Origin of the sequence: Bradyrhizobium diazoefficiens, assembly GCF_016612535.1 — a bacterium.
GTDB classification, from domain to species: domain Bacteria; phylum Pseudomonadota; class Alphaproteobacteria; order Rhizobiales; family Xanthobacteraceae; genus Bradyrhizobium; species Bradyrhizobium diazoefficiens_C.
In genome coordinates this window covers 1,294,328-1,315,238 of the sequence record NZ_JAENXS010000001.1, presented here as the reverse complement: position 1 = coordinate 1,315,238, position 20,911 = coordinate 1,294,328, and the positions used below count along the sequence as shown (strand labels likewise).

At 63.8% G+C, this 20,911-nt stretch carries 20 protein-coding genes; 12 read left to right on the top strand and 8 right to left on the bottom strand.

Annotated elements, in window-relative coordinates; all coding sequences use genetic code 11:
- Nucleotides 1-103: 103 nt before the first annotated feature.
- The 4 genes from JJE66_RS06255 to JJE66_RS06240 form a co-directional block, all read right to left on the bottom strand.
- Nucleotides 104-904, bottom strand: a complete 801-nt coding sequence (locus tag JJE66_RS06255) for a phytanoyl-CoA dioxygenase family protein (protein ID WP_200513214.1) — start codon at nt 902-904, stop codon at nt 104-106.
- Nucleotides 905-959: 55 nt separating this feature from the next.
- Entirely contained in the window at nt 960-1,637 is a 678-nt protein-coding gene (locus tag JJE66_RS06250) for a GntR family transcriptional regulator (RefSeq protein WP_200513213.1), read from the bottom strand.
- Between the two features lie 168 nt (nt 1,638-1,805).
- Nucleotides 1,806-2,618: an alpha/beta fold hydrolase gene (locus tag JJE66_RS06245; protein ID WP_200513212.1), complete on the bottom strand. Its 813-nt coding sequence runs from the start codon at nt 2,616-2,618 to the stop codon at nt 1,806-1,808.
- Nucleotides 2,619-2,620: 2 nt separating this feature from the next.
- Nucleotides 2,621-3,439, bottom strand: coding sequence for an alpha/beta fold hydrolase (locus tag JJE66_RS06240; protein WP_200513211.1), 819 nt, complete (start codon nt 3,437-3,439; stop codon nt 2,621-2,623).
- A gap of 138 nt (nt 3,440-3,577) precedes the next feature.
- On the opposite strand from JJE66_RS06240, the gene JJE66_RS06235 reads away from it, so the two are divergent.
- Nucleotides 3,578-4,120: a methylated-DNA--[protein]-cysteine S-methyltransferase gene (locus JJE66_RS06235; RefSeq protein ID WP_200513210.1), complete on the top strand. Its 543-nt coding sequence runs from the start codon at nt 3,578-3,580 to the stop codon at nt 4,118-4,120.
- Nucleotides 4,121-4,232: 112 nt separating this feature from the next.
- Here the strand turns inward: JJE66_RS06235 and JJE66_RS06230 are convergent, their stop codons facing one another.
- Nucleotides 4,233-5,777, bottom strand: coding sequence for an acyl-CoA synthetase (locus tag JJE66_RS06230; protein ID WP_200513209.1), 1,545 nt, complete (start codon nt 5,775-5,777; stop codon nt 4,233-4,235).
- A 205-nt stretch (nt 5,778-5,982) separates the two neighbouring features.
- The gene (locus JJE66_RS06225) at nt 5,983-7,155 is read right to left on the bottom strand and encodes an acetyl-CoA C-acetyltransferase (RefSeq protein ID WP_200513208.1); all 1,173 of its coding nucleotides are present in this window, start codon (nt 7,153-7,155) and stop codon (nt 5,983-5,985) included.
- Nucleotides 7,156-7,292: 137 nt separating this feature from the next.
- Here JJE66_RS06225 and JJE66_RS06220 point away from each other — a divergent pair, with 137 nt between their 5' ends.
- From JJE66_RS06220 to JJE66_RS06190, 7 genes are all read left to right on the top strand, one after another.
- On the top strand, nt 7,293-7,970 hold the full coding sequence (locus tag JJE66_RS06220) for a TetR family transcriptional regulator (protein WP_200513207.1): 678 nt from the start codon (nt 7,293-7,295) through the stop codon (nt 7,968-7,970).
- 66 nt (nt 7,971-8,036) lie between these two features.
- Nucleotides 8,037-8,795, top strand: coding sequence for an SDR family NAD(P)-dependent oxidoreductase (locus JJE66_RS06215; RefSeq protein ID WP_200513206.1), 759 nt, complete (start codon nt 8,037-8,039; stop codon nt 8,793-8,795).
- A 301-nt stretch (nt 8,796-9,096) separates the two neighbouring features.
- On the top strand, nt 9,097-10,968 hold the full coding sequence (locus JJE66_RS06210; protein WP_200513205.1) for an AMP-binding protein: 1,872 nt from the start codon (nt 9,097-9,099) through the stop codon (nt 10,966-10,968).
- 27 nt (nt 10,969-10,995) lie between these two features.
- A complete protein-coding gene (locus tag JJE66_RS06205; protein ID WP_200513204.1) occupies nt 10,996-12,123 on the top strand; it encodes an acyl-CoA dehydrogenase family protein in 1,128 nt (375 codons plus the stop codon).
- Nucleotides 12,124-12,234: 111 nt separating this feature from the next.
- Complete coding sequence (locus JJE66_RS06200; protein WP_200513203.1) at nt 12,235-13,482, top strand: acyl-CoA dehydrogenase; 1,248 nt, start codon at nt 12,235-12,237, stop codon at nt 13,480-13,482.
- A 9-nt stretch (nt 13,483-13,491) separates the two neighbouring features.
- The gene (locus JJE66_RS06195; protein ID WP_200513202.1) at nt 13,492-14,736 is read left to right on the top strand and encodes an acyl-CoA dehydrogenase; all 1,245 of its coding nucleotides are present in this window, start codon (nt 13,492-13,494) and stop codon (nt 14,734-14,736) included.
- Nucleotides 14,737-14,867: 131 nt separating this feature from the next.
- Nucleotides 14,868-15,569, top strand: coding sequence for a nitroreductase (locus tag JJE66_RS06190; protein ID WP_200513201.1), 702 nt, complete (start codon nt 14,868-14,870; stop codon nt 15,567-15,569).
- Nucleotides 15,570-15,657: 88 nt separating this feature from the next.
- On the opposite strand, the gene JJE66_RS06185 is transcribed toward JJE66_RS06190, so the two are convergent.
- Together JJE66_RS06185 and JJE66_RS06180 are read right to left on the bottom strand one after the other, a co-directional pair.
- Nucleotides 15,658-16,206, bottom strand: coding sequence for a sigma-70 family RNA polymerase sigma factor (locus JJE66_RS06185; RefSeq protein WP_084292346.1), 549 nt, complete (start codon nt 16,204-16,206; stop codon nt 15,658-15,660).
- Complete coding sequence (locus JJE66_RS06180; RefSeq protein ID WP_200513200.1) at nt 16,206-16,439, bottom strand: NepR family anti-sigma factor; 234 nt, start codon at nt 16,437-16,439, stop codon at nt 16,206-16,208. Before JJE66_RS06180 ends, JJE66_RS06185 begins: the two co-directional genes overlap by 1 nt.
- Before the next feature lie 221 nt (nt 16,440-16,660).
- Here JJE66_RS06180 and JJE66_RS06175 point away from each other — a divergent pair, with 221 nt between their 5' ends.
- The 4 genes from JJE66_RS06175 (at nt 16,661) to htpG (ending at nt 20,905) form a co-directional block, all read left to right on the top strand.
- Nucleotides 16,661-17,467, top strand: a complete 807-nt coding sequence (locus JJE66_RS06175; RefSeq protein ID WP_200513199.1) for a response regulator — start codon at nt 16,661-16,663, stop codon at nt 17,465-17,467.
- Between the two features lie 168 nt (nt 17,468-17,635).
- On the top strand, nt 17,636-18,235 hold the full coding sequence (locus JJE66_RS06170) for a nuclear transport factor 2 family protein (protein ID WP_200513198.1): 600 nt from the start codon (nt 17,636-17,638) through the stop codon (nt 18,233-18,235).
- Between the two features lie 266 nt (nt 18,236-18,501).
- A complete protein-coding gene (locus JJE66_RS06165; RefSeq protein WP_200513197.1) occupies nt 18,502-18,903 on the top strand; it encodes a hypothetical protein in 402 nt (133 codons plus the stop codon).
- A 124-nt stretch (nt 18,904-19,027) separates the two neighbouring features.
- Nucleotides 19,028-20,905 carry a molecular chaperone HtpG gene (htpG, locus tag JJE66_RS06160; protein ID WP_200513196.1) on the top strand — a complete coding sequence of 626 codons (1,878 nt, stop codon included), beginning with the start codon at nt 19,028-19,030 and terminating at the stop codon, nt 20,903-20,905.
- Nucleotides 20,906-20,911: the final 6 nt, after the last annotated feature.

Genomic DNA, 20,911 nt, shown 5'->3' with positions numbered 1-20,911 from the left:
CGCAGAGCCGGGACCCAGAGAGAGAAATGCGTGTGGCGTGGGCCCCGGCTCTGCAGCGCATCGTCGAAGAGACGCTGCGCTGCGTCCGGGGCACGAGGGTTTCCTACTCCGCCGCCTGCCGCGGCGCACGGGCGAGCCGCACCAGCGCGTCGTCGTCCACCGTCTTGATCGGCGCAAAATCGCGATGCGCGATGTATTCGGGGCGCGTCGGCGTGCGGATGTAGTTCGAAACCGCGTTCAACGTCAGGTACACGATCTTGCGCGGATAGGGCGTGATGTTGCCGCTCGAGCCGTGCACGAGATTGCCGTGGAACATCAGCATGCCGCCGGGTTTGCCGGTCGGCGCCACGATGCCGCCCTGCTTGACGAGGCGCGTGACGGTCTCCTCGTCCAGCGTCCACAGCGGATAGGACGTGGTGGCGAGGTCATGCGAGGCTTTGAGATCGCCGGCAGTCTGGCTCTGCGGTACCAGCATCAGCGGGCCGTTGATCGGCATCACCTCGTCGAGGAAGATCGCGATGTTCATCGCGCGCGGCTCCGGCATGCCGTCGTCGCGCTTCCAGGTGCCGTAATCCTGGTGCCACTGCCAGACATCGCCGGTGAAGGCCGATTTCGCGTTGATCTTGAACTGGTGCATGTAAACGGGTTCGCCGAACAATTGCTCGACAGGGTCGATCATGCGCGGATGCGCGCCCAAAATGCCGAAGGCCTCGTTGTAAAGATGCGCGGCAAAGGCCGTGCGCGGCGCGCCGCTCTTCTCGCGCCAGACCTCGGGCCGGTCGGTGTCGTAAATGCCGACCGCCTCGCGCGCGAGCAAATCGACCTCCTCCTGGCTGAACAGCTCGGGCAGGAACAGCCAGCCCTCGCGGTGGAAGAACTCCAATTGCTCTTGCGACAGTTTCATGGGTCGTCCTCCTTGGTTCGTTTTGTTTTTCTCGTCGTGGCCGCCGCGCGTGTCGCTACGCCGCCACCTCGTCCGTCGCCCTCAATCTCTCCTCGGTCATCCGTCCGGCCGTCTGCGCATGCGCCAGCGCCGCGAGCTCGGCCGCATTCGCGTCGCCTGCGAGAATGTGTTTGGCGATATCGGCATGCTCGGCCCAGGCGCTGCCACGATAATCGAGCTCGGACAGCACCGTCGCCATCGAGCGGCGCATATGCGGCCATTGCGGCGCGATCGTCTCCTCGATCACGGGATTGCCGGCGAGCTGATAGATGCCACGATGAAATTCGACGTCGAGCGCGATCAGCTCCGCGAGCGCCGTCTTGCGATCGATGCGGCGTCCCGCGGCAAGTGCTGCGTCGAGCCGCGCACGTGCGGCCGCATCGGTTGCGGCACGCTGAGCTGCAAGTCGTGCGGCGAGCGCGTCGATCGCGCCGCGCACCTCGTAGAGCTGGCGAATGCGCGCGGGATCGAGCTGGGTCACTTCAAAGCCGCGTCGGCCGCTCTCTGCGACGAGGCCCTGCCGGTGCAACAGATGCAGCGCATGTGACACCGGCTGGCGCGACACGCCGAGCTTGTCGGCAAGCTCGTTCTGCCGGATGCGTTGACCGGGCTGCAGCGTGCGATCGGAAATCGCCTCCAGGATCCGGGCATAGACCTGGTCGATCAGGTTCGGCAGCGGGTCGAGAGGGATCACGCCGGCAGCTCCGAAAAGGGAATACGGAATTCCGTATTCGAAGGTATCGTGGGAGGGGGAGGCCGTCAAGCGGCCCTGCGCGCCGTCATGTTTGAGCCGGATAAGCCCTTGGTTTTATTGAGGCGTTCTACTGTGCATGGGGTTGTTTTCGCGGGGTGAGGCTGGCGCCTACTCCGCCAGGAACCTGTCCACGGCTTCGCCGAACTCCAGCGGCGCCTGCTCGAACATCCAGTGACCGGCGTTCGCAATCACCGCCGTCTGCGCGCCCGCGATGTGGGCGGCCAGCACCCGCCACATCACCGACAGGCTGCCGGTCGTCGCGCCGCCGCCGATCAGCAGCGTCGGGGTCCTGATCGCCTGCGCGTCCGCAAGCGTGTAGGCCCGGCGCTGCTCGTTGATCTGGCCGAGGAAGGTGAGCGCGTTGTCGCGCAGCTGCTGCTTTGCGGCCGCCGGCACGCGCCGCCACGAGCCTTCGCCCTCGATGCCTTCGTAGAAATTCTGCAGCGCGCCCTCGATGTCGCCGGCGCGGATCATCTCGACCGAGCGCGCCGTCTTTGCCGCCAGCGGCGGATGCGCCGGCGTGCCTTCCGGCACCGGCAGGCTGGCGTCGAGATCGCCGCCCGGTTCCGCCAGCACCAGCTTTCGCAACAGATCAGGCCGCGCCTGCGCGACCCGAAACGCGATGTGGCCGCCGCGCGAATGCCCCATCAGGTCGACCGGCGCAGGTGTGATCTGCTCGATGAAGGCGATCATGTCGGCGACATGCTGGGCCATCTTGTAGTCGTCGCCGACGGCGTCCCAGTGCTCGGGAAGGAAATGCCGCAGGCTGACCGAGATCACCCGATGGTTCTTCGACAGCGGGCCGAGCACCGAATACCAGGTGCGGAAGTCGCCGAGCGTGCCGTGCACGCAGACCAGCGGATGGCCTCGTCCCACTTCGAGATAGGCCATGTCGTAGCCGTTGACGCGAAAGCTCTGCATGATCAGCTCGCCAGAAAATCCAGCACCACTTCGGAATATTTTTGTGGCGCCTGCTCGAACATCGGATGCGTCGCGTTCGGGATGATCGCCGTCTTGGAATAGGGCACATGCGCGGCCAGCGCATGCAGCACGTTCAGCAGCAGCCCCTTGGTCCGCGCGCCCAGGATGAACAGCGTCGGCATCTTAATCGCCTCCGCATCCGCCTTCGAGAACGGCGGCCGGTTGTCGCGGACCTGGCCGATCAGGGTGAAGGCGTTGTCGCGTAAATTCTGCTTCACCATCGCCGGCAGCCGCGGCCAGGTGCCGGGTCCTTCCAGCGTGTCGACGAACACGGCGAGCCCGCCATCGACATCGCCGGCCGCGATCTTCTCGGCCGAGGCCGTGAACCGCGCCAGCAGCGGCGAGGGACCGCCGGCATAATCGGGATCGAGGCTCGCATCGAGCTCGCCGCCGGGCTCGGCCAGGATCAGCCGCCGCAGGAGAGCGGGGCGCGCCTGCGCGACGCGAAAACAGATGTGGCCGCCGCGGGAGTGGCCCATCAGATCGACCGGGCCGAGGTCGAGCGTCTCGATGAAGGCGATGACATCGCTGACATGCTGGGCGATCGAATAGGTATTGCCGACACCGTCCCAGCGGTCGGGGAAGAAGTGCCGAAGGCTGACGGCGATCAGCCGGTGCCGCTGTGTCAGTGGGCCGAGCACGCAGCCCCAGACGCGAAAGTCGTTGAGCGATCCATGCACGCAGACCAGCGGCGGTCGGTCCCTGTCCTCGCCCACGTCGAGATAGGGCATGTCGTATCCGTTGACGTGCAGGCTCTGCATTCGGGGCTCGCGGACAGGTGTGCGGAACTCCTGTGCAAGATTCCCGGAAACCGGGTGGATCGCAACTATTTCCAAGCCTAGATTTAGCCGGAGATCACGATGGGGCATGCGACAAGGACGCAAGCCAGGAACCACGCCATGACTGACCAGCATTTTGCCCTGTTCGACACCAGGATCGGCCTTTGCGCCATCGCCTGGGGCCCGCGCGGCATCAACGGCACCCAGCTGCCGATGGGCGGCGAGCAGAAGATCCGCACCCGCATCAGCCAGCGCCATGCCGACGCCACCGAAGCCGAGCCCACGGCCGAGGTGCAGCAGGTGATCGACCGTATCGTCAAGCTGCTTGCGGGCGAGCCCGACGACCTCACCGACGTCCCGCTCGATCTCGACGGCGTGCCCGACTTCAACCGTGGCGTCTACGCGATCGCCCGCGCCATCCCGCCTGGCAAGACCATCACCTATGGCGACATTGCCAAGCGCCTTGGCGGCGTCCAGCTGTCGCGCGACGTCGGCCAGGCGCTCGGGCACAACCCGTGCCCGATCGTCGTGCCCTGCCACCGCGTGCTCGCGGCCGGCAACAAGCCCGGCGGCTTTTCCGCGAATGGCGGGGTGGTGACCAAGCTGAAGATGCTCGAGATCGAAGGCGCGCTGGTGAACCACACGCCGAGCTTGTTTGATTGAGGCGGCGCGAGCACCGAATGGTAGGGTGGGTTAGCCGAAGGCGTAACCCACCATTTTGGTGCTGCACGAGAAGAGGTGGATTACGCTTCGCTATTCCATCCTACGAAACCATCTAGATCTTTGCCACCGTCTTCGGCCAGTATTTATCCCGCAAATGGCGCTTCACCAGTTTGCCGGTGGGCGTCCGCGGCAGCTCGGCTTCGAAATCGATCGAGCGCGGGCACTTGATGGCGGAGAGGCGCGTCTTGCAGTAGGCGATCAGGTCGGCTTCCAGCTCCTTGCCTGCACGCTTCATGTCGTGCGGCTGCACCACGGCCTTCACCTCCTCACCCATCTCCTCGTTCGGCACGCCGAACACGGCGACGTCGGCGATTTCCGGGTGCGTGATCAGCACGTCCTCGGTCTCCTGCGGGTAGATGTTCACCCCGCCCGAAATGATCATGTAGGACTTGCGGTCGGTAAGGAACAGGAAGCCGTCCTCGTCGAGATAGCCGACGTCGCCGAGCGTCGACCAGCCCTTGGCATTGTAGGCCTTCTTCGTCTTCTCGGGATCGTTATGATAGGTGAAAACAGGCGCATCGGCGAAATAGACCGTGCCGGATTCGCCCACCGGCTGCTCTTCGTCGTTCTCGTCAAGAATTTTGATCTTGCCGACCACGGCGCGGCCGACGCTGCCGCGATGCTCCAGCCATTGCTGCGAGTTGCAGACGGTGACGCCGTTGCCTTCCGAGCCTGCGTAATATTCCATCAGGATCGGTCCCCACCATTCGATCATCTTTGCCTTGACGTCGACCGGGCAGGGCGCGGCGGCGTGGATCGCGCCTTTGAGCGTCGAGACGTTGTAACGGTTGCGGACCTCGTCGGGAAGTTTCAGCATGCGCACGAACATGGTCGGCACCAGCTGGGATTGCGTGACTTTGTATTTCTCGACCAGCTTCAGGAATTCTTCTGCGTCGAAATGCTCCATGATGATGGAGGTGCCGCCAAGCACGATCGCCATCATGTTGAAGCGCAGCGGCGCCGCGTGATAGAGCGGCGCCGGCGAGAGATAAGTGCTCTCCGCGTTCATGCCGCACATGTCGGCGCAGAGTACGCGCAGGAAGGCGTTCGGCACGTCGATCTTGTTGCCTTCGAAGGCTTTCTTGATGCCCTTCGGGCGACCGGTGGTGCCCGACGAATACAGCATGTCATAGCCGGCCACCTCGTCCGCGATCGGCGTGACCGGTTGCGCGGCGGCTTCCGTGTCGTAAGAACGGAAGCCAGATTGCGGTTCGTCGACCATGTAGAAGATCGGTTCGTCCGCCGTGCCCTTGATCAGGCCTTTGATCTGGTCGACGCATGTCGGCGAGGTGATCACGACCTTGGCGCCGCAATCGGCGATGATGTAGTCGATCTCGTCCTGCTTCAGATAGCGGCTGATCGCCGTGTAATAGAGCCCGCTGCGTTGCGCCGCCCAGCAGATCTCCATGAAGGCGAGGCGGTTTTCCATCACCAGCGCGATGTGGTCGCCGGCCTTCAGGCCGAGCGCGCGGAACAGGTTTGCGCCCTGGTTCGAGAGCTCGTCGAGCTCGCGATAGGTGATGGCCTTGCCGGTCCCTGCCATCTGGTAGGCGATCTTGTTCGGCGTGGTGTGAGCGTGGATGGAGGGATGGGTCATGAGTGAAGGTCTCGCGGCAAGCTAAGCTGTCGTCCCGACCTAGTGCGCAATTGCGCACGGGGGCCGGGACCCATAACCACAAATCATAGTTGTTGAAATAAGCTGCCGCCCCAGCCCGGCACAACCACGCACAACTGTGGTTATGGATCCCGGCCTTCGCCGGGACGACACCTTCAATGTGGCAACGCTCTACCGACGTCTCGGCCTACAGCCGCTCGACGATCGTCACGTTGGCCATGCCGCCGCCTTCGCACATGGTCTGGAGGCCGTAGCGCTTGCCGCGCTGGTGCAGGGCGTGGACCAGCGTGGTCATCAGCTTGGTGCCGGAGCCGCCGAGGGGATGGCCGAGCGCGATGGCGCCGCCGTTGACGTTGAGACGCTCCGGATCGGCGCCGGTGGTTTTCAGCCACGCGGTCGGCACCGAGGCGAAGGCTTCGTTGACCTCGAACAGGTCGATGTCGTCGATCGTCATGCCGGCTTTCTCCAGCGCGCGCTTGGTGGCGTGCAGCGGAGCGTCCAGCATGATCACGGGATCGCCGCCCATCATGGTCATGTGATGAATGCGCGCCAAAGGCTTCACACCAAGCTGCTTCAAGCCGCGCTCGTTGACCACCATGGCGCCGGAGGCGCCGTCGCAGATCTGGCTGGCGCTGGCCGCGGAGAGCTTGCCGTTCTCGACGATCAGCTTGACACCCTTGATGCCGTCCAACGTGGCGTCGAAGCGAATGCCTTCGTCGATGTGGTGAGTGTCCTTGGAGCCGTCGGCGCGGGTAATCTCGAGCGGCACGATCTCTGTCTTGAAGTGACCGGCCTGCGTCGCTGCGATCGCGCGCTGATGACTGTTGTAGGAGTACTCGTCGAGGTCATTCTTCGACAGGCCGTACTTCTCCGCCATCATCTCGGCGCCGGTGAACTGGCTGAACACGATGTTGGGATAGCGGTGCTCGATGCCGGGGCTCTTGTAATTGCCAAAGCCGTTCTTGGCCGGAAGCTGCGAGGACAGGCCCATCGGCACGCGCGTCATCGATTCCACGCCGGCGGCGATCACCACGTCCATCGCGCCCGACATCACGGCTTGAGCGGCGAAATGCAGCGCCTGCTGCGAGGAGCCGCACTGGCGGTCGATCGAGGTGCCCGGCACGCTGTCCGGCAGTTTCGAGGCCATGATCGCGTTGCGCGCAACGTTGTTGGACTGCTCGCCGACCTGCATGACGCAGCCCATGATCACGTCCTCGACGAGCGCGGGATCGACCTTGGTGCGGTCGACCAGTTCGTCCAGCACTTTTGCGGCGAGATCGGCCGGATGCCAGCCGGCGAGGCGGCCCCCCTTGCGCCCGCCGGCGGTACGCGCAGCGGCGACGATGTAAGCCTCGGCCATTTCGGTCTCTCCCTGGATTGTTCTGTATCGCGTTGGGTTGTCGGGGCGGATTTAAGGGACGAGACATCGTTTAGTCAATCGATCAATTAACTCTTGTGGGGAGGCGCTGCTTCGGCTTATCTGCGACCGCTCATGCGATGAGGACAGGGATCTCCGTGACTACCAGCGTACCGAACAGGCTCCCCAGCGGAAAGAATTCCACGGCAGAGAAATTGCTCGTGGCCGCCAGCGAGCTGATGATCGAACGCTCCTCGATCGAGATATCGCTCTCAGACATCGCCCAGAAATCCGGCGCCAACGCCGCGCTGGTCAAATACCATTTCGGCAACAAGGATGGCCTGCTGCTGGCGCTGCTCGAGCGCGACGCGGGGACGGAGCTCTCCAATCTCGGATATCTGCTGGCCCAGCCGATCACGCCGACCGCGAAGCTGAAGCTGCATATCGGCGGCATCATTCGCGCCTACTATCGGTTCCCCTATATGAACCGGCTGATCCATTACCTTTTACATGAAACCAACGCAGGCTCCGCCGACGAAGTCTCGAAATTCTTCGTCGCGCCGCTGCTCGATTTTCACCGGCGCCTGCTCACTGAGGGCGTCAGCCGCGGTGAGTTTCGCCAGACCGATCCGGTGCTGTTCTACACCAGCCTGATCGGTGCGTGCGATCACCTGTTCTTCGGCCGGCACGCGATGTCTCGCGCGACCGGCGTCGGCCCGGTCACCGACGAAGTCTGCCGGCAATACATCAAGCACATGGAAACGCTGATCTGCGGCGGCATCCTCACGCAAGTCGAGGAAGCTGCCGCGGCCGGATAATCCGGCCGAAGCTCTCAAGTCTAGAGAAGAAACGCCCAAGGAAAAGGTAGAGGAAAGGTACAAACGATGCAGTTGAAAGACGTAGCCGTTCTCATCACCGGTGGCGGTTCGGGCCTCGGTGCCGCGACCGCCCGCGCCATGGCTGCCAAGGGCGCCAAGATCGGCGTGATCGACCAGAGCAAGGACAACGCCGAGAAGGTCGCCGCCGAAGTGAAGGGGATCGCGCTTCACGCTGACGTCACCGACGAGGACGGCATCAAGGCTGCGATTGCCAAGGCGGAAGCCGCTCACGGCATCGCGCGGGTGCTGATGAACTGTGCCGGCATCGGCGGCTCGCAGCGCATCGTCGGCCGCGACGGCGTCTATCCGCTGGCGAAGTTCGCGCGCATCATCAACGTCAACCTGATCGGCACCTTCAACTGCCTGCGGCTGTTCGCGGAGCGCCTCGTTACCGCAGAGCCGATCGGCGAAGAGCGCGGCGTTATCATCAACACGGCCTCCGTTGCCGCCTATGAAGGCCAGATCGGCCAGATCGCCTATGCCGCTTCGAAGGGCGGTGTCGTCGGTCTAACGCTGCCGGCGGCGCGCGACCTCGCGAGCCAAAAAATCCGCGTCAACACCATCGCGCCTGGCCTGTTCATGACGCCGCTGCTGATGGGCCTGAACGAAGAGGCCCGCAAGAGCCTGGGCGCCCAGGTGCCGCATCCCTCGCGCCTTGGCGACGCCAACGAATACGGCGCGCTTGCCGTGCACATGGTCGAGAACGCGATGCTCAACGGCGAGACCATCCGCCTCGACGGCGCCATCCGGATGGCGCCCAGGTAGTCCCCTCTTCCCTTCTCCCTTTGTGGGAGAAGGTGGCGCGAAGCGCCGGATGGGGGTTCTCTCCGCGGAGACAGACCCCTCACCCAAGCGGATTCCTGGCGAACGACGTACAAGCCCTCTCCCACAAGGGGAGAGGGCGCAGCAATCGGCTCGCAATCTGCGGCGAGCAGGAGTGCTTACTCTCAACCGCTGCTGATCGAGCAGAACGACGCGTCGGCCTTCCTTGAGAAGCGAAAGCCTGTCTATATCAGGCGCTGAACGAGAATGATCCGCAAAGGACAACAATTCCGGGAGACGCAAAATGAGTGGGCATGCGGCGGCGGTGATGGCGAAGCCCGCCTTTCGCAAGGTCGAGTGGCTGGCGCGCGACATCCACGTCGAGCGCCGCGCCGACGGCACGGTGGTGCTGAAGTCGCGCATTCCCTTGCAGGCTTACGAGAAGCACCTTCCGGCTTCGCTGGCGAAATGGGCAAAGCAAGCGCCCGAGCGCATCTGGCTCGCGCAGCGCGGCGGTCCGAACCGCGAATGGCGAAAAGTCTCCTACGGCGAAGCCAAGCGCACCGTGGATGCGCTGACGCAGGCGCTGCTCAATCTCAAGCTCGAGGGACGTCCGGTCGCGATCCTCTCCGGCAATTCGATCGAGCACGCGCTGATGACGCAGGCCGCGATGCAGGCTCGGCTGCCGGCCGCTCCGGTGTCGCCGGCCTATTCGTTGATGAGCCACGATCACGTCAAGCTGAAGTACCTGTTCGACCTGATCAAGCCGGCCGTGGTGATGGTGCAGGACGGCCCGATCTTCGAGAAAGCGCTCAGGGCGATCGACCTTACCGGCGTCACTGTCGTTCACGTGGCGCGGCCTTGCGAAGGCATCAAGAGTGTCGGTTTTGCCGAGCTCGCGGCAACGCCAGTGACCGCCGATGTCGAAGCGTCGATTGCAAAAATCACGCCCGACACTGTCGGCAAGCTGCTGTTCACCTCCGGTTCGACCGGCATGCCAAAAGCCGTCATCAACACGCAAGAGATGATGTGCGCCAATGCGGCGATGATGATGCAGGTGCGGCCGCGCACCGCCGGTGGACCGCTGGCCACGGTGCTCGACTGGATGCCGTGGAATCATACCATGGGCGGCAATGCCGCGTTTCATCCGGTTCTGGTCGATGGCGGTACGCTCTACATCGACGATGGCCGGCCGATGCCGGGGCAGCTCGAAGAAACCATCAGGAACCTGCGCGAGATCTCGCCGACCTATTACGCCAATGTGCCGGCCGGCTACGCTGCGCTCGCGGCTGCGATGGAGAAGGACGACGCGCTCTGCCGCTCGTTCTTCAAGAATCTGTCGATCATGGCCTATGGCGGCGCGCGGCTGCCCGACGATCTCTACGACCGCATGCAGGCGCTCGCCGTGAAGACCACCGGCGAGCGCATCGTGTTCTACACCGGCTGGGGCTCGACCGAGACCGCGCCGACCTCGACCGGCACCTATTGGGACACCGAGCGCGTCGGTCTGATCGGCCTGCCATTCCCCGGCGTCGAATTGAAGATGGTGCCGTGCGGCTCGAAATACGAGCTGCGCCTGCGCGGCGTCAACGTCACACCCGGCTATTTCGGCCAGCCGGATCTGACGAAGAAGATGTTCGATGAGGAAGGTTTTTACTGTATCGGCGACGCCGGTGTCTTCGTCGACGATGCCGATCCGGTGAAGGGCATCATCTTCGCCGGCCGCGTGGTGGAGGACTTCAAGCTCACCACGGGCACCTTCGTGCATGTCGGTTCGCTCCGCACCGACGCGATCGCGGCGGCGACGCCCGTCGTGCATGACGCACTGGTCGCGGGACAGGATCGCGCCTTCATCGGCCTGCTCGCATGGCCGAACCTGCACGCTTGCCGTCAGCTCGTCGGCAATCCCGATTTGAGTTTTGAGGATGCGGTGAAGCATCCTGAGGTGATCGCCTGCTTCCGGCGCGGGCTGGAAGCCCACAACAGGGAGTGCGAAGGCGCGAGCAGCCGCATCATCGTCCGCGCCATGCTGATGGCCGAACCTCCCTCGATCGATGGCAACGAGCTCACCGACAAGGGCTACATCAACCAGCGCGCCAGCCTGGAACGCCGCGCTACGCTGGTGGAGCGGCTTTATGCCGATCAGCCGGACCAGGACGTCATCGTTCTCAAGTAATCGACATCATCAACACGGACACGCGCCATGAACTTCGATTTCTCTGACGATCAGAAGCAACTCCGCGATCAAGCGCGCAAATTCCTCGCCGAGAAATGCTCGCCGAAAGCGGTGCGCGTCGTGCTCGACGGCAAGGCGCCTTATGACAAGGAGCTCTGGAAGGGTCTTGCCGAGATGGGCTTCCTCGGTGTCGCGATCCCGGAAGAATTCGGCGGTGCGGGCGCCGGCCATCTCGAGCTGTGTGTGATCGCGGAAGAGATGGGCCGGACCAATGCGCCGGTGCCGTTCTCTTCGACCGTCTATCTCGCGGCCGAAGCGCTGCTGATCGCGGGCAGTGACGCACAAAAGAAGAAGTGGCTGCCTGCCATCGCCTCGGGCGAGGCGATCGGCACGCTGGCGCTGTTTGAGGGCAAGGGCAATCCGTCGCCGAAGAACGTCAAGCTGACGGCCGCCAATGGCGTGCTCAACGGTGTCAAGAAGCCGGTCGCTGATGGCGCGATCGCCAATTTTGCGGTGGTCGCCGCACGCACGGGATCGGGCGGACGCGACGGCGATATCTCGTTGTTCCTGGTCGACCTCAAGGCCGGCGGCGTTGAGGTGAAAAGCCTCACCAATCTCGATCCGACCCGTGGGCAGGCCGAGATCACTTTTAAGGATTGCAGGGCCGAGCCGCTGGGACCTGCCGGCGAAGGCTGGAGCATCCTCACCCAGGTGCTCGACCGTGCCGCCGTGCTCTGCGCCTTCGAGCAGGTCGGCGGTTCCGATCGGGCGCTTGAGATGGGCCGCGACTACGCGCTCGACCGTATCGCCTTCGGCCGGCAGATCGGTTCGTTCCAGGCGGTCAAGCATATGTTGGCCGACATGTATGTGTCGGCGACGCTGGCGCGGTCCAACAGCTATTACGGCGCCTGGGCACTCTCCACCAATGCGGGCGAGCTGCCTGAAGCGGCAGCCGCTGCGCGCATTAGCGCGACGCAGGCGTTCCAGCACTGCGCCAAGAACAACATCCAGGTTCACGGCGGCATGGGCTTCACCTGGGAGTTCGACTGCCACATGTACTACCGCCGTGCCAATGCGATGGCGCTCGGGCTCGGCAGCCTGTCCTATTGGGAAGACCAGCTGATCGACCGCATGCGCAAGAAGAACGCGGCGTAATCCGTAGGGTGGGTTAGCGCAGCGTAACCCACCATCGCCAGTCACGAGCATGAACAGAATTGGTGGGTTACGCCTTCGGCTAACCCACCCTACGGAAGACGAGAGAGCCTGATGAACTTCGACGACACTCCGCAGGAAGCCGAATTCCGCGCAACCGCCCGCGCCTGGATCGCGGCGAATGCGCCCAAGCAGTATGAGGAGGAGCTGCGCAAATCCTCGCTCGGCCGCACCCAGCTCAAGAATGCCAACATTCTGGACGTGGCAAAGGCCTGGCAGAAGAAGAAGGCGGATGCCGGCTGGGCCTGCCTGCACTGGCCGATGGAGTACGGCGGCCGCGGCGCCTCGCCGATCGAGCGCGTGATCTGGCAGCAGGAGGAGGGCGCGTTCGGCAAGCTCTCGCACATGTTCATCATCGGCCACGGCATGTGCGGGCCGACCATGATGGCGTTCGCACGCGAGGAGCATAAGCGCAGCTATCTGCCGCCGCTCGCGTCGGGCGAAAAGGTCTGGTGTCAGCTGTTCTCCGAACCGGCCGGCGGCTCCGACGTCGCGGGCCTGCGCACGCGCGCGGAGAAGGACGGCAACGACTGGGTGATCAACGGCCAGAAGATCTGGACCTCGGGCGCGCATTATTCCGACTACGGCATTTTGCTCACCCGCACCGATCCGTCCGTGCCCAAGCACAAGGGCCTCACCATGTTCTTCCTGGACATGAAGAGCCCGGGCGTCGAGGTGCGGCCGATCAAGCAGGCGAGCGGTGCCTCCGACTTCAACGAGGTCTATTTCACCAATGTCCGTATCCCCGACCACCAGCGCCTTGGCGAGGTCAATGACGGCTGGAACGTCTCGCTGACGACGCTGATGAACGAGCGCAGCGCGATAGGTGCGGGCGTCTCGACCGGTTTCCCGGAGCTGTTCGACTATTGCTCGAACTTGATGCTCGAGGATGGCCCGGCGATCGAGAATCGCGCGGTGCGCTCGAAACTGGCGAACTGGGCGGTGAAGGCGAGCGGGCTGCGCTACACCAGCATGCGCGCGATCTCCGCGCTGTCGAAGGGCGATCGCCCGGGGCCGGAAAATTCAATCGGCAAGCTGGTCGCGGGCTCCATGATCCAGGACATCGCAAGCTACGCGCTGGATCTGCAAGGCGGCGCCGGCGTGGTCAGCGGCGCTGAAGATGCCGAGCTCGCCGGCCGTTTCCAGGCGATGTTGCTGCGCGCGCCCGGTACGCGCGTCGAAGGCGGTACCGACGAGATCATGCGCAACATCATCGCCGAGCGGGTGCTGGGCCTGCCCGGCGATATCCGTGTCGACAAGGACGTGCCGTTCAACAAGATCCCGACCAAGGGAAGAGGTTAGAGGTCCGCCATGAATTTCGATGACACCCCGCAGGAAGCCGCATTCCGCGAGACCGCGCGCAAATGGGTCGCCGCCAACGCGCCGAAGGAGTTCGAGCAGGAGCTGTCGAAATCCTCGCTCGGTCGCATCAGGCTTGCCAAGCATGACATGGTCGAGGTCGGCAAGGCCTGGCAGAAGAAGAAGGCGGAGGGCGGTTGGGCCTGCCTGCACTGGCCCAAGGAATATGGTGGCCGCGGCGCTACGCCGATCGAGCGCGTGATCTGGCAGCAGGAAGAAGGCGTCTACGGCAAGCTGACGCAGCCGTTCCAGATCGGCGAGGGAATGTGCGGCCCGACCGTGATGGCCTGGGGCAGCGAGGATGCCAAGCGCCGCTATTTGCCGAAGCTCGCTTCTGGCGAGGAGATTTGGTGCCAGCTGTTCTCCGAGCCGTCGGCCGGCTCCGACGTGGCGGGCCTGCGCACGCGCGCGGAGAAGAAGGACGACAACTGGATCATCAACGGCCAGAAGATCTGGACTTCGGGCGCGCATTATTCCGATTTCGGCCTGCTGATCGCGCGCACCGATCCCAACGTGCCCAAGCACAAGGGCCTCACCATGTTCTTCCTGGACATGAAGAGCCTCGGCGTCGAGGTCCGCCCGATCAAGCAGGCCAACGGCATGCAGGAATTCAATGAGGTCTATTTCACCGACGTCGTGATCCCGGACAGCCAGCGTCTCGGCGCCGTCGGCGAAGGCTGGAGCGTCTCCCTGACCACGCTGATGAATGAGCGTATGTCGATCGGCTCGCGGCTTGCGACCGGCGTCCCTGAACTGTTCGAATTCTGCTCGAACCTGATGCTGGAGGACGGTCTCGCTATCGACGATCCCGCCGTGCGCTCCAAACTCGCGAGTTGGGCCGTGAAGTCGAGCGGGCTGAAATACACCAGCTACCGCGCGATCTCGGCGCTGTCGAAAGGCGAGCGGCCGGGGCCGGAGAATTCGATCGGCAAGCTGGTGTCGGGCATGATGCTCCAGGACATCGCGACTTACGCCATGGACCTCCAGGGCGCGGCCGGCGTTCTCACCGGGGCGGACGAGGAGACCGTGCACGGCCAGTTCCAGCAGATGCTGCTGTCCTCGCCCTCAATGCGCATCGCCGGCGGCACCGACGAAATTTTGCGCAACATCATCGCCGAGCGCGTGCTGGGATTGCCGGGCGACATCCGCGTCGACAAGGACGTGCCGTATAACAAGATTCCGACCAAGGGGCGGTGATCTCGAAGCGTAGGACCGTAGGTGGGTTAGCGAAGCGTAACCCACCGCTGTTCGTCAAACCCGTTGGCAGAAGAGGTGGGTTACGCCGTCGGCTAACCCACCCTAGGAAGAAAAGAAGCGCGAGCTAATTCATGGATGCAAAAGTGAGCCAGAACCAAGACCGCATCGGTGTGCTCGAAGAGCTCCTCAACGAGCGCTACTCCGTGCGCGCTTTCCTGCCCAAGGACGTCGACCGCGCGACCATCGAGCATGTGTTGACGACGGCGCAACGCACTGCGTCCTGGTGCAACAGCCAGCCCTGGCAGGTCGTCATCGCCAGCGGCGGGGCCAAGGAGCGCTTCCGCCAGCTGATCTACAAGGAGGCCTCTGGCGGCCTCGGCGACGATTACGATTTTATGCCGCCACGTGAATATGCCGGCGTCTATCTCGAACGCCGCCGCGAGAGCGGTTTCCAGCTCTACAACACGCTCGGCATCGCGCGCGGCGACAGAAGCGCCTACGCAAAACAGGCGCTGGAGAATTATAATTTCTTCGGCGCGCCGCATGTGGCGATCATTCACACCAATGAGCCGCTCGGCATCTACGGTGCGATCGATTGCGGGGCTTATGTCAGCAATTTCATGCTCGCGGCCCAAGCGCTCGGGCTCGGCACGATTCCGCAGGCCGCGCTGGCGCGCCATTCCGGCCTGATCCGCCGCCACTTCAACCTGCCGGACGATCGCCGCGTCGTCTGCGGCATCTCGTTCGGCTATGCCGACAATGCGCACAAGATTAACAGCTACCGCACCTCGCGTGCGACTGTCGCCGACACGGTGACGTTCGTCGAGAAGTAATCGAGCGAAAATCAGCGGCCCACGCGCGCGCAAAGACGGCCGCGCAAACGGCCGCCTTCACAGCTGTCGCCTTAAGTCGATTGACGCGCTATCCGCCGCTGCCGCCGATCACGGCGCGCACGGTCTCGTCGGGTCCGAAGTCTTCGGCACCGTCGACATAGAGCAGCGCGGCGAGCTTCGAGCGCGCGCGGTTGACGCGGCTCTTGATGGTGCCGACCGCACAGCCGCAGATCGAGGCCGCATCCTCATAGGAGAAGCCGGAGGCGCCGACCAGGATCAAGGCTTCGCGCTGGTCCTGCGGAAGCTTTTCGAGCGCGCCGCGAAACTCCTCGAATTCGAGATGGGCGTTCTGCGAGGGCTGAGTCTTCAGGGTCTTGGCGTAGTTGCCCTCGGCATCCTCGACCTCCCGCCGCCGCTTGCGATAGTCGGAGCGGAACAGGTTGCGCAGGATCGTGAACAGCCAGGCCGGCAGGTTGGAGCCGGGCTGGAACGAGTCGATGTTGGCGAGCGCCCGCAACAGCGTCTCTTGCACCAGATCGTCGGCGCGGTCCGCATTGCCGCTGAGTGAGATCGCGAACGCGCGAAGGCTCGGCACGGCCGCGAGGATGTCGTCACGCAGGGAGTTCGTGAGAGGCATTAGTCCCTCCCATTGTTGTCGTTGGAGCCCCCAGCCCCATTCTCGCTCTGAGACCCGCCTCCCGGCGAATCAAGCTTCTTGATCAGTTCCGCGAACCGGTCCGGAACCCCCTGTCGCACGACGTCGTCGTACATCGCGCGCAGTTGATGCCCAATCCGGGATTGTATCTCCGGAGTAAGGCCTCCTTTGCCGGGGGTCGTGCTTTTGCTGGCTTGAGACTTGAGATCTTTCATGACCTGTTCCACGTTTCCCCGAGTTAAGTAACTGCAAAATCGAGAAGTTTTCTCAACCGGGAGCCGTTCCCTGGACGAGTTCAATTCCAGGTAAGACAAAAAGTTCCGCCGTCCTGGGAACTTTTTGTATCCTGAGGCGTCATTAGCCGAGCAGGGGAACCCGGGCCTCCCCTCGTGACGCCTGGTTCTTCAAGTTTGGCCCAAAGACGAATGGAGTGGGGATGTCCCGTTCACAGCTTGTTGCTGAGCACTTGCCGTTGTTGCGCCGGTATGCGCGCGCCCTGACGGGCAACCAGGCCTCCGGCGACGCCTATGTCGCCGCCATGTTGGAAGCCATGCTCGGAGATCCGTCGGTCCTCGACGAGAGCCACGGGCCGCGTGCCGGCCTGTTCCGGCTGTTCACGCAGATCTGGAATTCGGTGTCCGTCAATGACGATGCCGAGGTGGCGACGCTGCCGATGCCGCCGGAGAGGCGGCTGTCCAACATCACGCCGCTGCCGCGGCAGGCCTTCCTGCTGCTCTCGCTCGAAGGATTTTCGGAGGAGGAAGTCGCCTTCGTGCTCGGCACCGACGTCGCCGAGACGCGCCGGCTGGCCGACAGCGCCGGCCGCGAGATGGCGGCCGAGATCGCGACCGATGTGCTGATCATCGAAGACGAGACCTTCATCGCCATGGACCTCGAGAGCCTGGTGAAGAATCTCGGCCACAACGTCGTCGGCGTCGCGCGCACCCATGCCGATGCGGTGGCGCTGGCCAAGAACAGGCGGCCGGGCCTGATCCTCGCCGACATCCAGCTCGCCGACGGCTCGTCGGGCCTGGATGCCGTCAACGAATTGCTCCGCACCTTCGAGGTGCCGGTGGTGTTCATCACCGCCTATCCGGAGCGCTTCCTCACCGGCGAGCGGCCTGAGCCGGCGTTCCTGATCTCAAAGCCGTTCCAGCCCGCGATGGTGTCGGCGGTGGCGAGCCAGGCGCTGTTCTTCCAGCGCAACTCGCGCAACCGCGCGCCCAAGGCGCCCGCGGCTTGAGGAAGCCACCGCCGGCTTAACTTAAAGGGGCCGCGCCGTCTGGCACGATGACGATCCAATCCGGCGTGCTGCAAGGCACGCCGGATTTTTCGTGCCTGTTTGAGCCGCTTGACGGGCGTCGCGTTCGCCGCTCATACCTCGCGCATCGCCCCAATTGGAGACGCGTCCATGGACCAGCAACTGCTCGATCGCCTCGCTATCCGCGACCTCGTCGAGAACTGGGCGATCTGGCGCGACGCCGGCGATTGGGAGCGCTTTGCCACCGTCTGGCACGAAGAGGGCTGGATGTCCGCGACCTGGTTTCAGGGGCCGGCGCGGGATTTCATGCGGGTCAGCCAGGAGGGCTTCGCCAAGGGCGTGCGCATCCTGCATTTCCTCGGTGGCACCAGCGTCGACCTCGCCGCTGACCGGGCCATTGCACAGACCAAGATGACCATCTCGCAGCGTGCCTTGGTGCACGACGTGATCTGCGACGTCGTCTGCACCGGGCGCTTCTACGATTTCCTGGAGAAGCGGAAAGGCCGATGGGGCATCGTCCGCCGCCAGCCGATCTACGAGAAGGACCGGATCGACCCGGTCGATCCCGCAGCGACCCTCCGCCTCGACCAGCAGGCGCTGGCCGCGCTGCCCGAAGGCTACCGCCACCTCGCCTACATGCAGGAATTGATCGGCTACAAGGTCAAACGCGACATGCCGGGCCTGGACGGTGGCGAGGTCGAGAAGCTTTATGGCGAGGGGCGGGATTGGCTGGCGGGGAAGGCCAAATAATTCGAAGCAAAGGTGAGCTGCAGACAAAAGTAAGGCGCGACTGGCATCACCACAGTCGCGCCCTACATCGCCGGCTTATGGGGCAGGGGGGAATAGCCGGCTGTTGAGAGGACTCCTTGGCGCGAGAGTCGTTCCAGGCGGTTGCAAATTTTTCGCGGGACACCCCAGCCTTTTCACACACGGTTAAGTGATCTTAACCTCTGGGAAACTCCGGTCCTCTCCTCGCGTTGTTCCCGCGATCGCCATGGGGCGAGGGACCGACAGACATGTCACAGATTCACAAAGCATTTTTGGGTGCGGCCGCGATCACATTCGCGCTCGGCGCTGCGCAGCTGGCTTCCGGCCATGACCTTTCCGACCGCTGGGAGGCGGTCGCCGACCAGCCGGGTCCCAGTGTCGCAAGCCACAATGTCAATCGCACCAGCAAGTCTGACCGGCTCGCCGACCTGAAGCCGACGGCGGTTCCGACCCGCACCGTCTCGATGCGACTGAACGATCTTGCCGATACGTCCGTGCTGCTCCGGGTCCCCGCGGTCGAGACCGGTAACGCCAAGCCGGCCCCCTTCCTGCTGAAGCCGGACCGCAAGCCGACGATCGCCTGCGAGTCCATGGTCAGCTCCCTGACCGAGGTCGCAAAACTGCTGCAGCCCGGCCGCTGCGTGACCTGATCCGCGTCGGCGATCCCGGAAAATCGCCCTCTCGCCACGAGGGCGATTTCGTATGTGCACTTGATCCCCTGTCCCATCGCGTTATATCCCGGCTTTCTCCATCTCCGATTGACCGGGTAAATGCATGACGATGTCCGATACGGCTACGCATACGCAGCCTTTCCAGGCCGAAGTTTCCGAGCTTCTGCATCTGATGGTGCATTCGGTCTATTCGGAGACCGACATCTTTCTGCGTGAGCTCATCTCCAACGCCTCGGATGCCTGCGACAAGTTGCGCTATGAGGCGATCGCCAACCCGGCGCTGCTGGGCGAGGGCGACGCGCTCAAGATCCGCATCAGCCCGAACAAGGCGGCCGGAACGCTGACGATCGCCGACAACGGCATCGGTATGGAGCGGCAGGAGCTGATCGACCATCTCGGCACCATCGCCCGTTCCGGCACCAAGGCCTTCGTGTCGAAGCTGAAGGAGGCCAAGGACGGCCTCGGCCTGATCGGCCAGTTCGGGGTCGGCTTCTATTCCGCCTTCATGGTCGCCGACAAGATCGTGGTCGTCAGCCGCCGTGCCGGCGAGAGCGACGTCTGGACCTGGACGTCCTCCGGAGGCTCCGGCTTCGAGATCGCGCGCGCGAGCGAGGACGATGCTGCCCGCGTGGCGCGCGGCACCGAGATCGTTCTGCACCTCAAGGATGACGCCAAGAAATATCTCGAAACTTACGAGATCGAGCGCGTTGTCGGCGCTTATTCGGACAACATCCTGTTCCCGATCGAGCTCGCGCCGGAAGAGGGCGAGCCGCGCCAGATCAATTCGGCGAGCGCGCTGTGGCAGCGATCGAAATCCGAGCTCTCGGCGGAAGACTACAAGAAGGCTTATCATCAGATCGCGTCCGCGTTCGACGATCCCGCCATGACGCTGCACTACCGCGCCGAGGGCCGCTACTCCTACGCCGTGCTGCTGTTCGCGCCGTCGACAAAGCCGTTCGACCTCTTTGAACCCTCCCGAAAAGGCCGCGTAAAACTCTATGTCCGTCGCGTCTTCATCACTGATGATGCCGATCTGTTGCCGGGCTATCTGCGCTTCATCCGCGGCGTTGTCGACAGCGAGGATCTTCCGCTCAACATCTCGCGCGAGATGCTCCAGAACAACCCGCAGCTGGCGCAGATCCGCAAAGCCGTGGCGACCCGCGTCATTAACGAGCTCGAAAGCCTCGCCGACAAGGACGCCGAAAACTTCGCAAAAATCTGGGATGCCTTCGGTGCGGTGCTGAAAGAGGGCATCTACGAGGATTTCGAGCGGCGTGAAAAGCTGCTGGCGCTGGCGCGCTTCACCACCACGACGGGTGAGAAGCGTGCGCTCAAGGACGTCGTCGCCGCTTTCAAGCCGAACCAGACCGAGATCTACTATCTCGTCGGCGACAGCATCGAGCGGCTGAAGTCCAGTCCGCGGCTCGAAGCTGCGACCGCGCGCGGCATCGAGGTGCTGCTGCTGTCCGATCCGGTCGACGCCTTCTGGACCTCGATGCCGACGGAGTTCGAGGGCAAACCGCTGAAGTCGCTGAGCCAGGGCGACCTCAACCTCGATTTGATCCCGCGGGTCGACGACAAGAACGAGGCGAAGCAGGACGAACCCGAGGCGGATGAAGCCGCCACCATCGCGGTGATCAAGGCCGCACTCGGCGAGCGCGTCAGCGACGTCAAGGCTTCGACGCGCCTCACCAGCTCGGCGTCGTGCCTCGTCGCCGACAGCCAGGGCCCCAGCCGGGAGCTCGAACGCATCCTGGCACAGCAGAACCGCGGCATGCGCACCAAGCCGATTCTCGAAATCAACTTGCGCCACGCGATGGTCACGGCGATCACCAGGGCGCAGGCCGGCTCGACGACGGTCGACGACCTCAGCCTGCTCCTGCTCGAACAGGCGCAGATCCTGGACGGCGAGCTGCCGGAAGATCCGGCCGCGTTTGCCGCACGGCTGAACCGGTTGGTGTTGCAGGGACTCGGCGGGTAGTCCGAG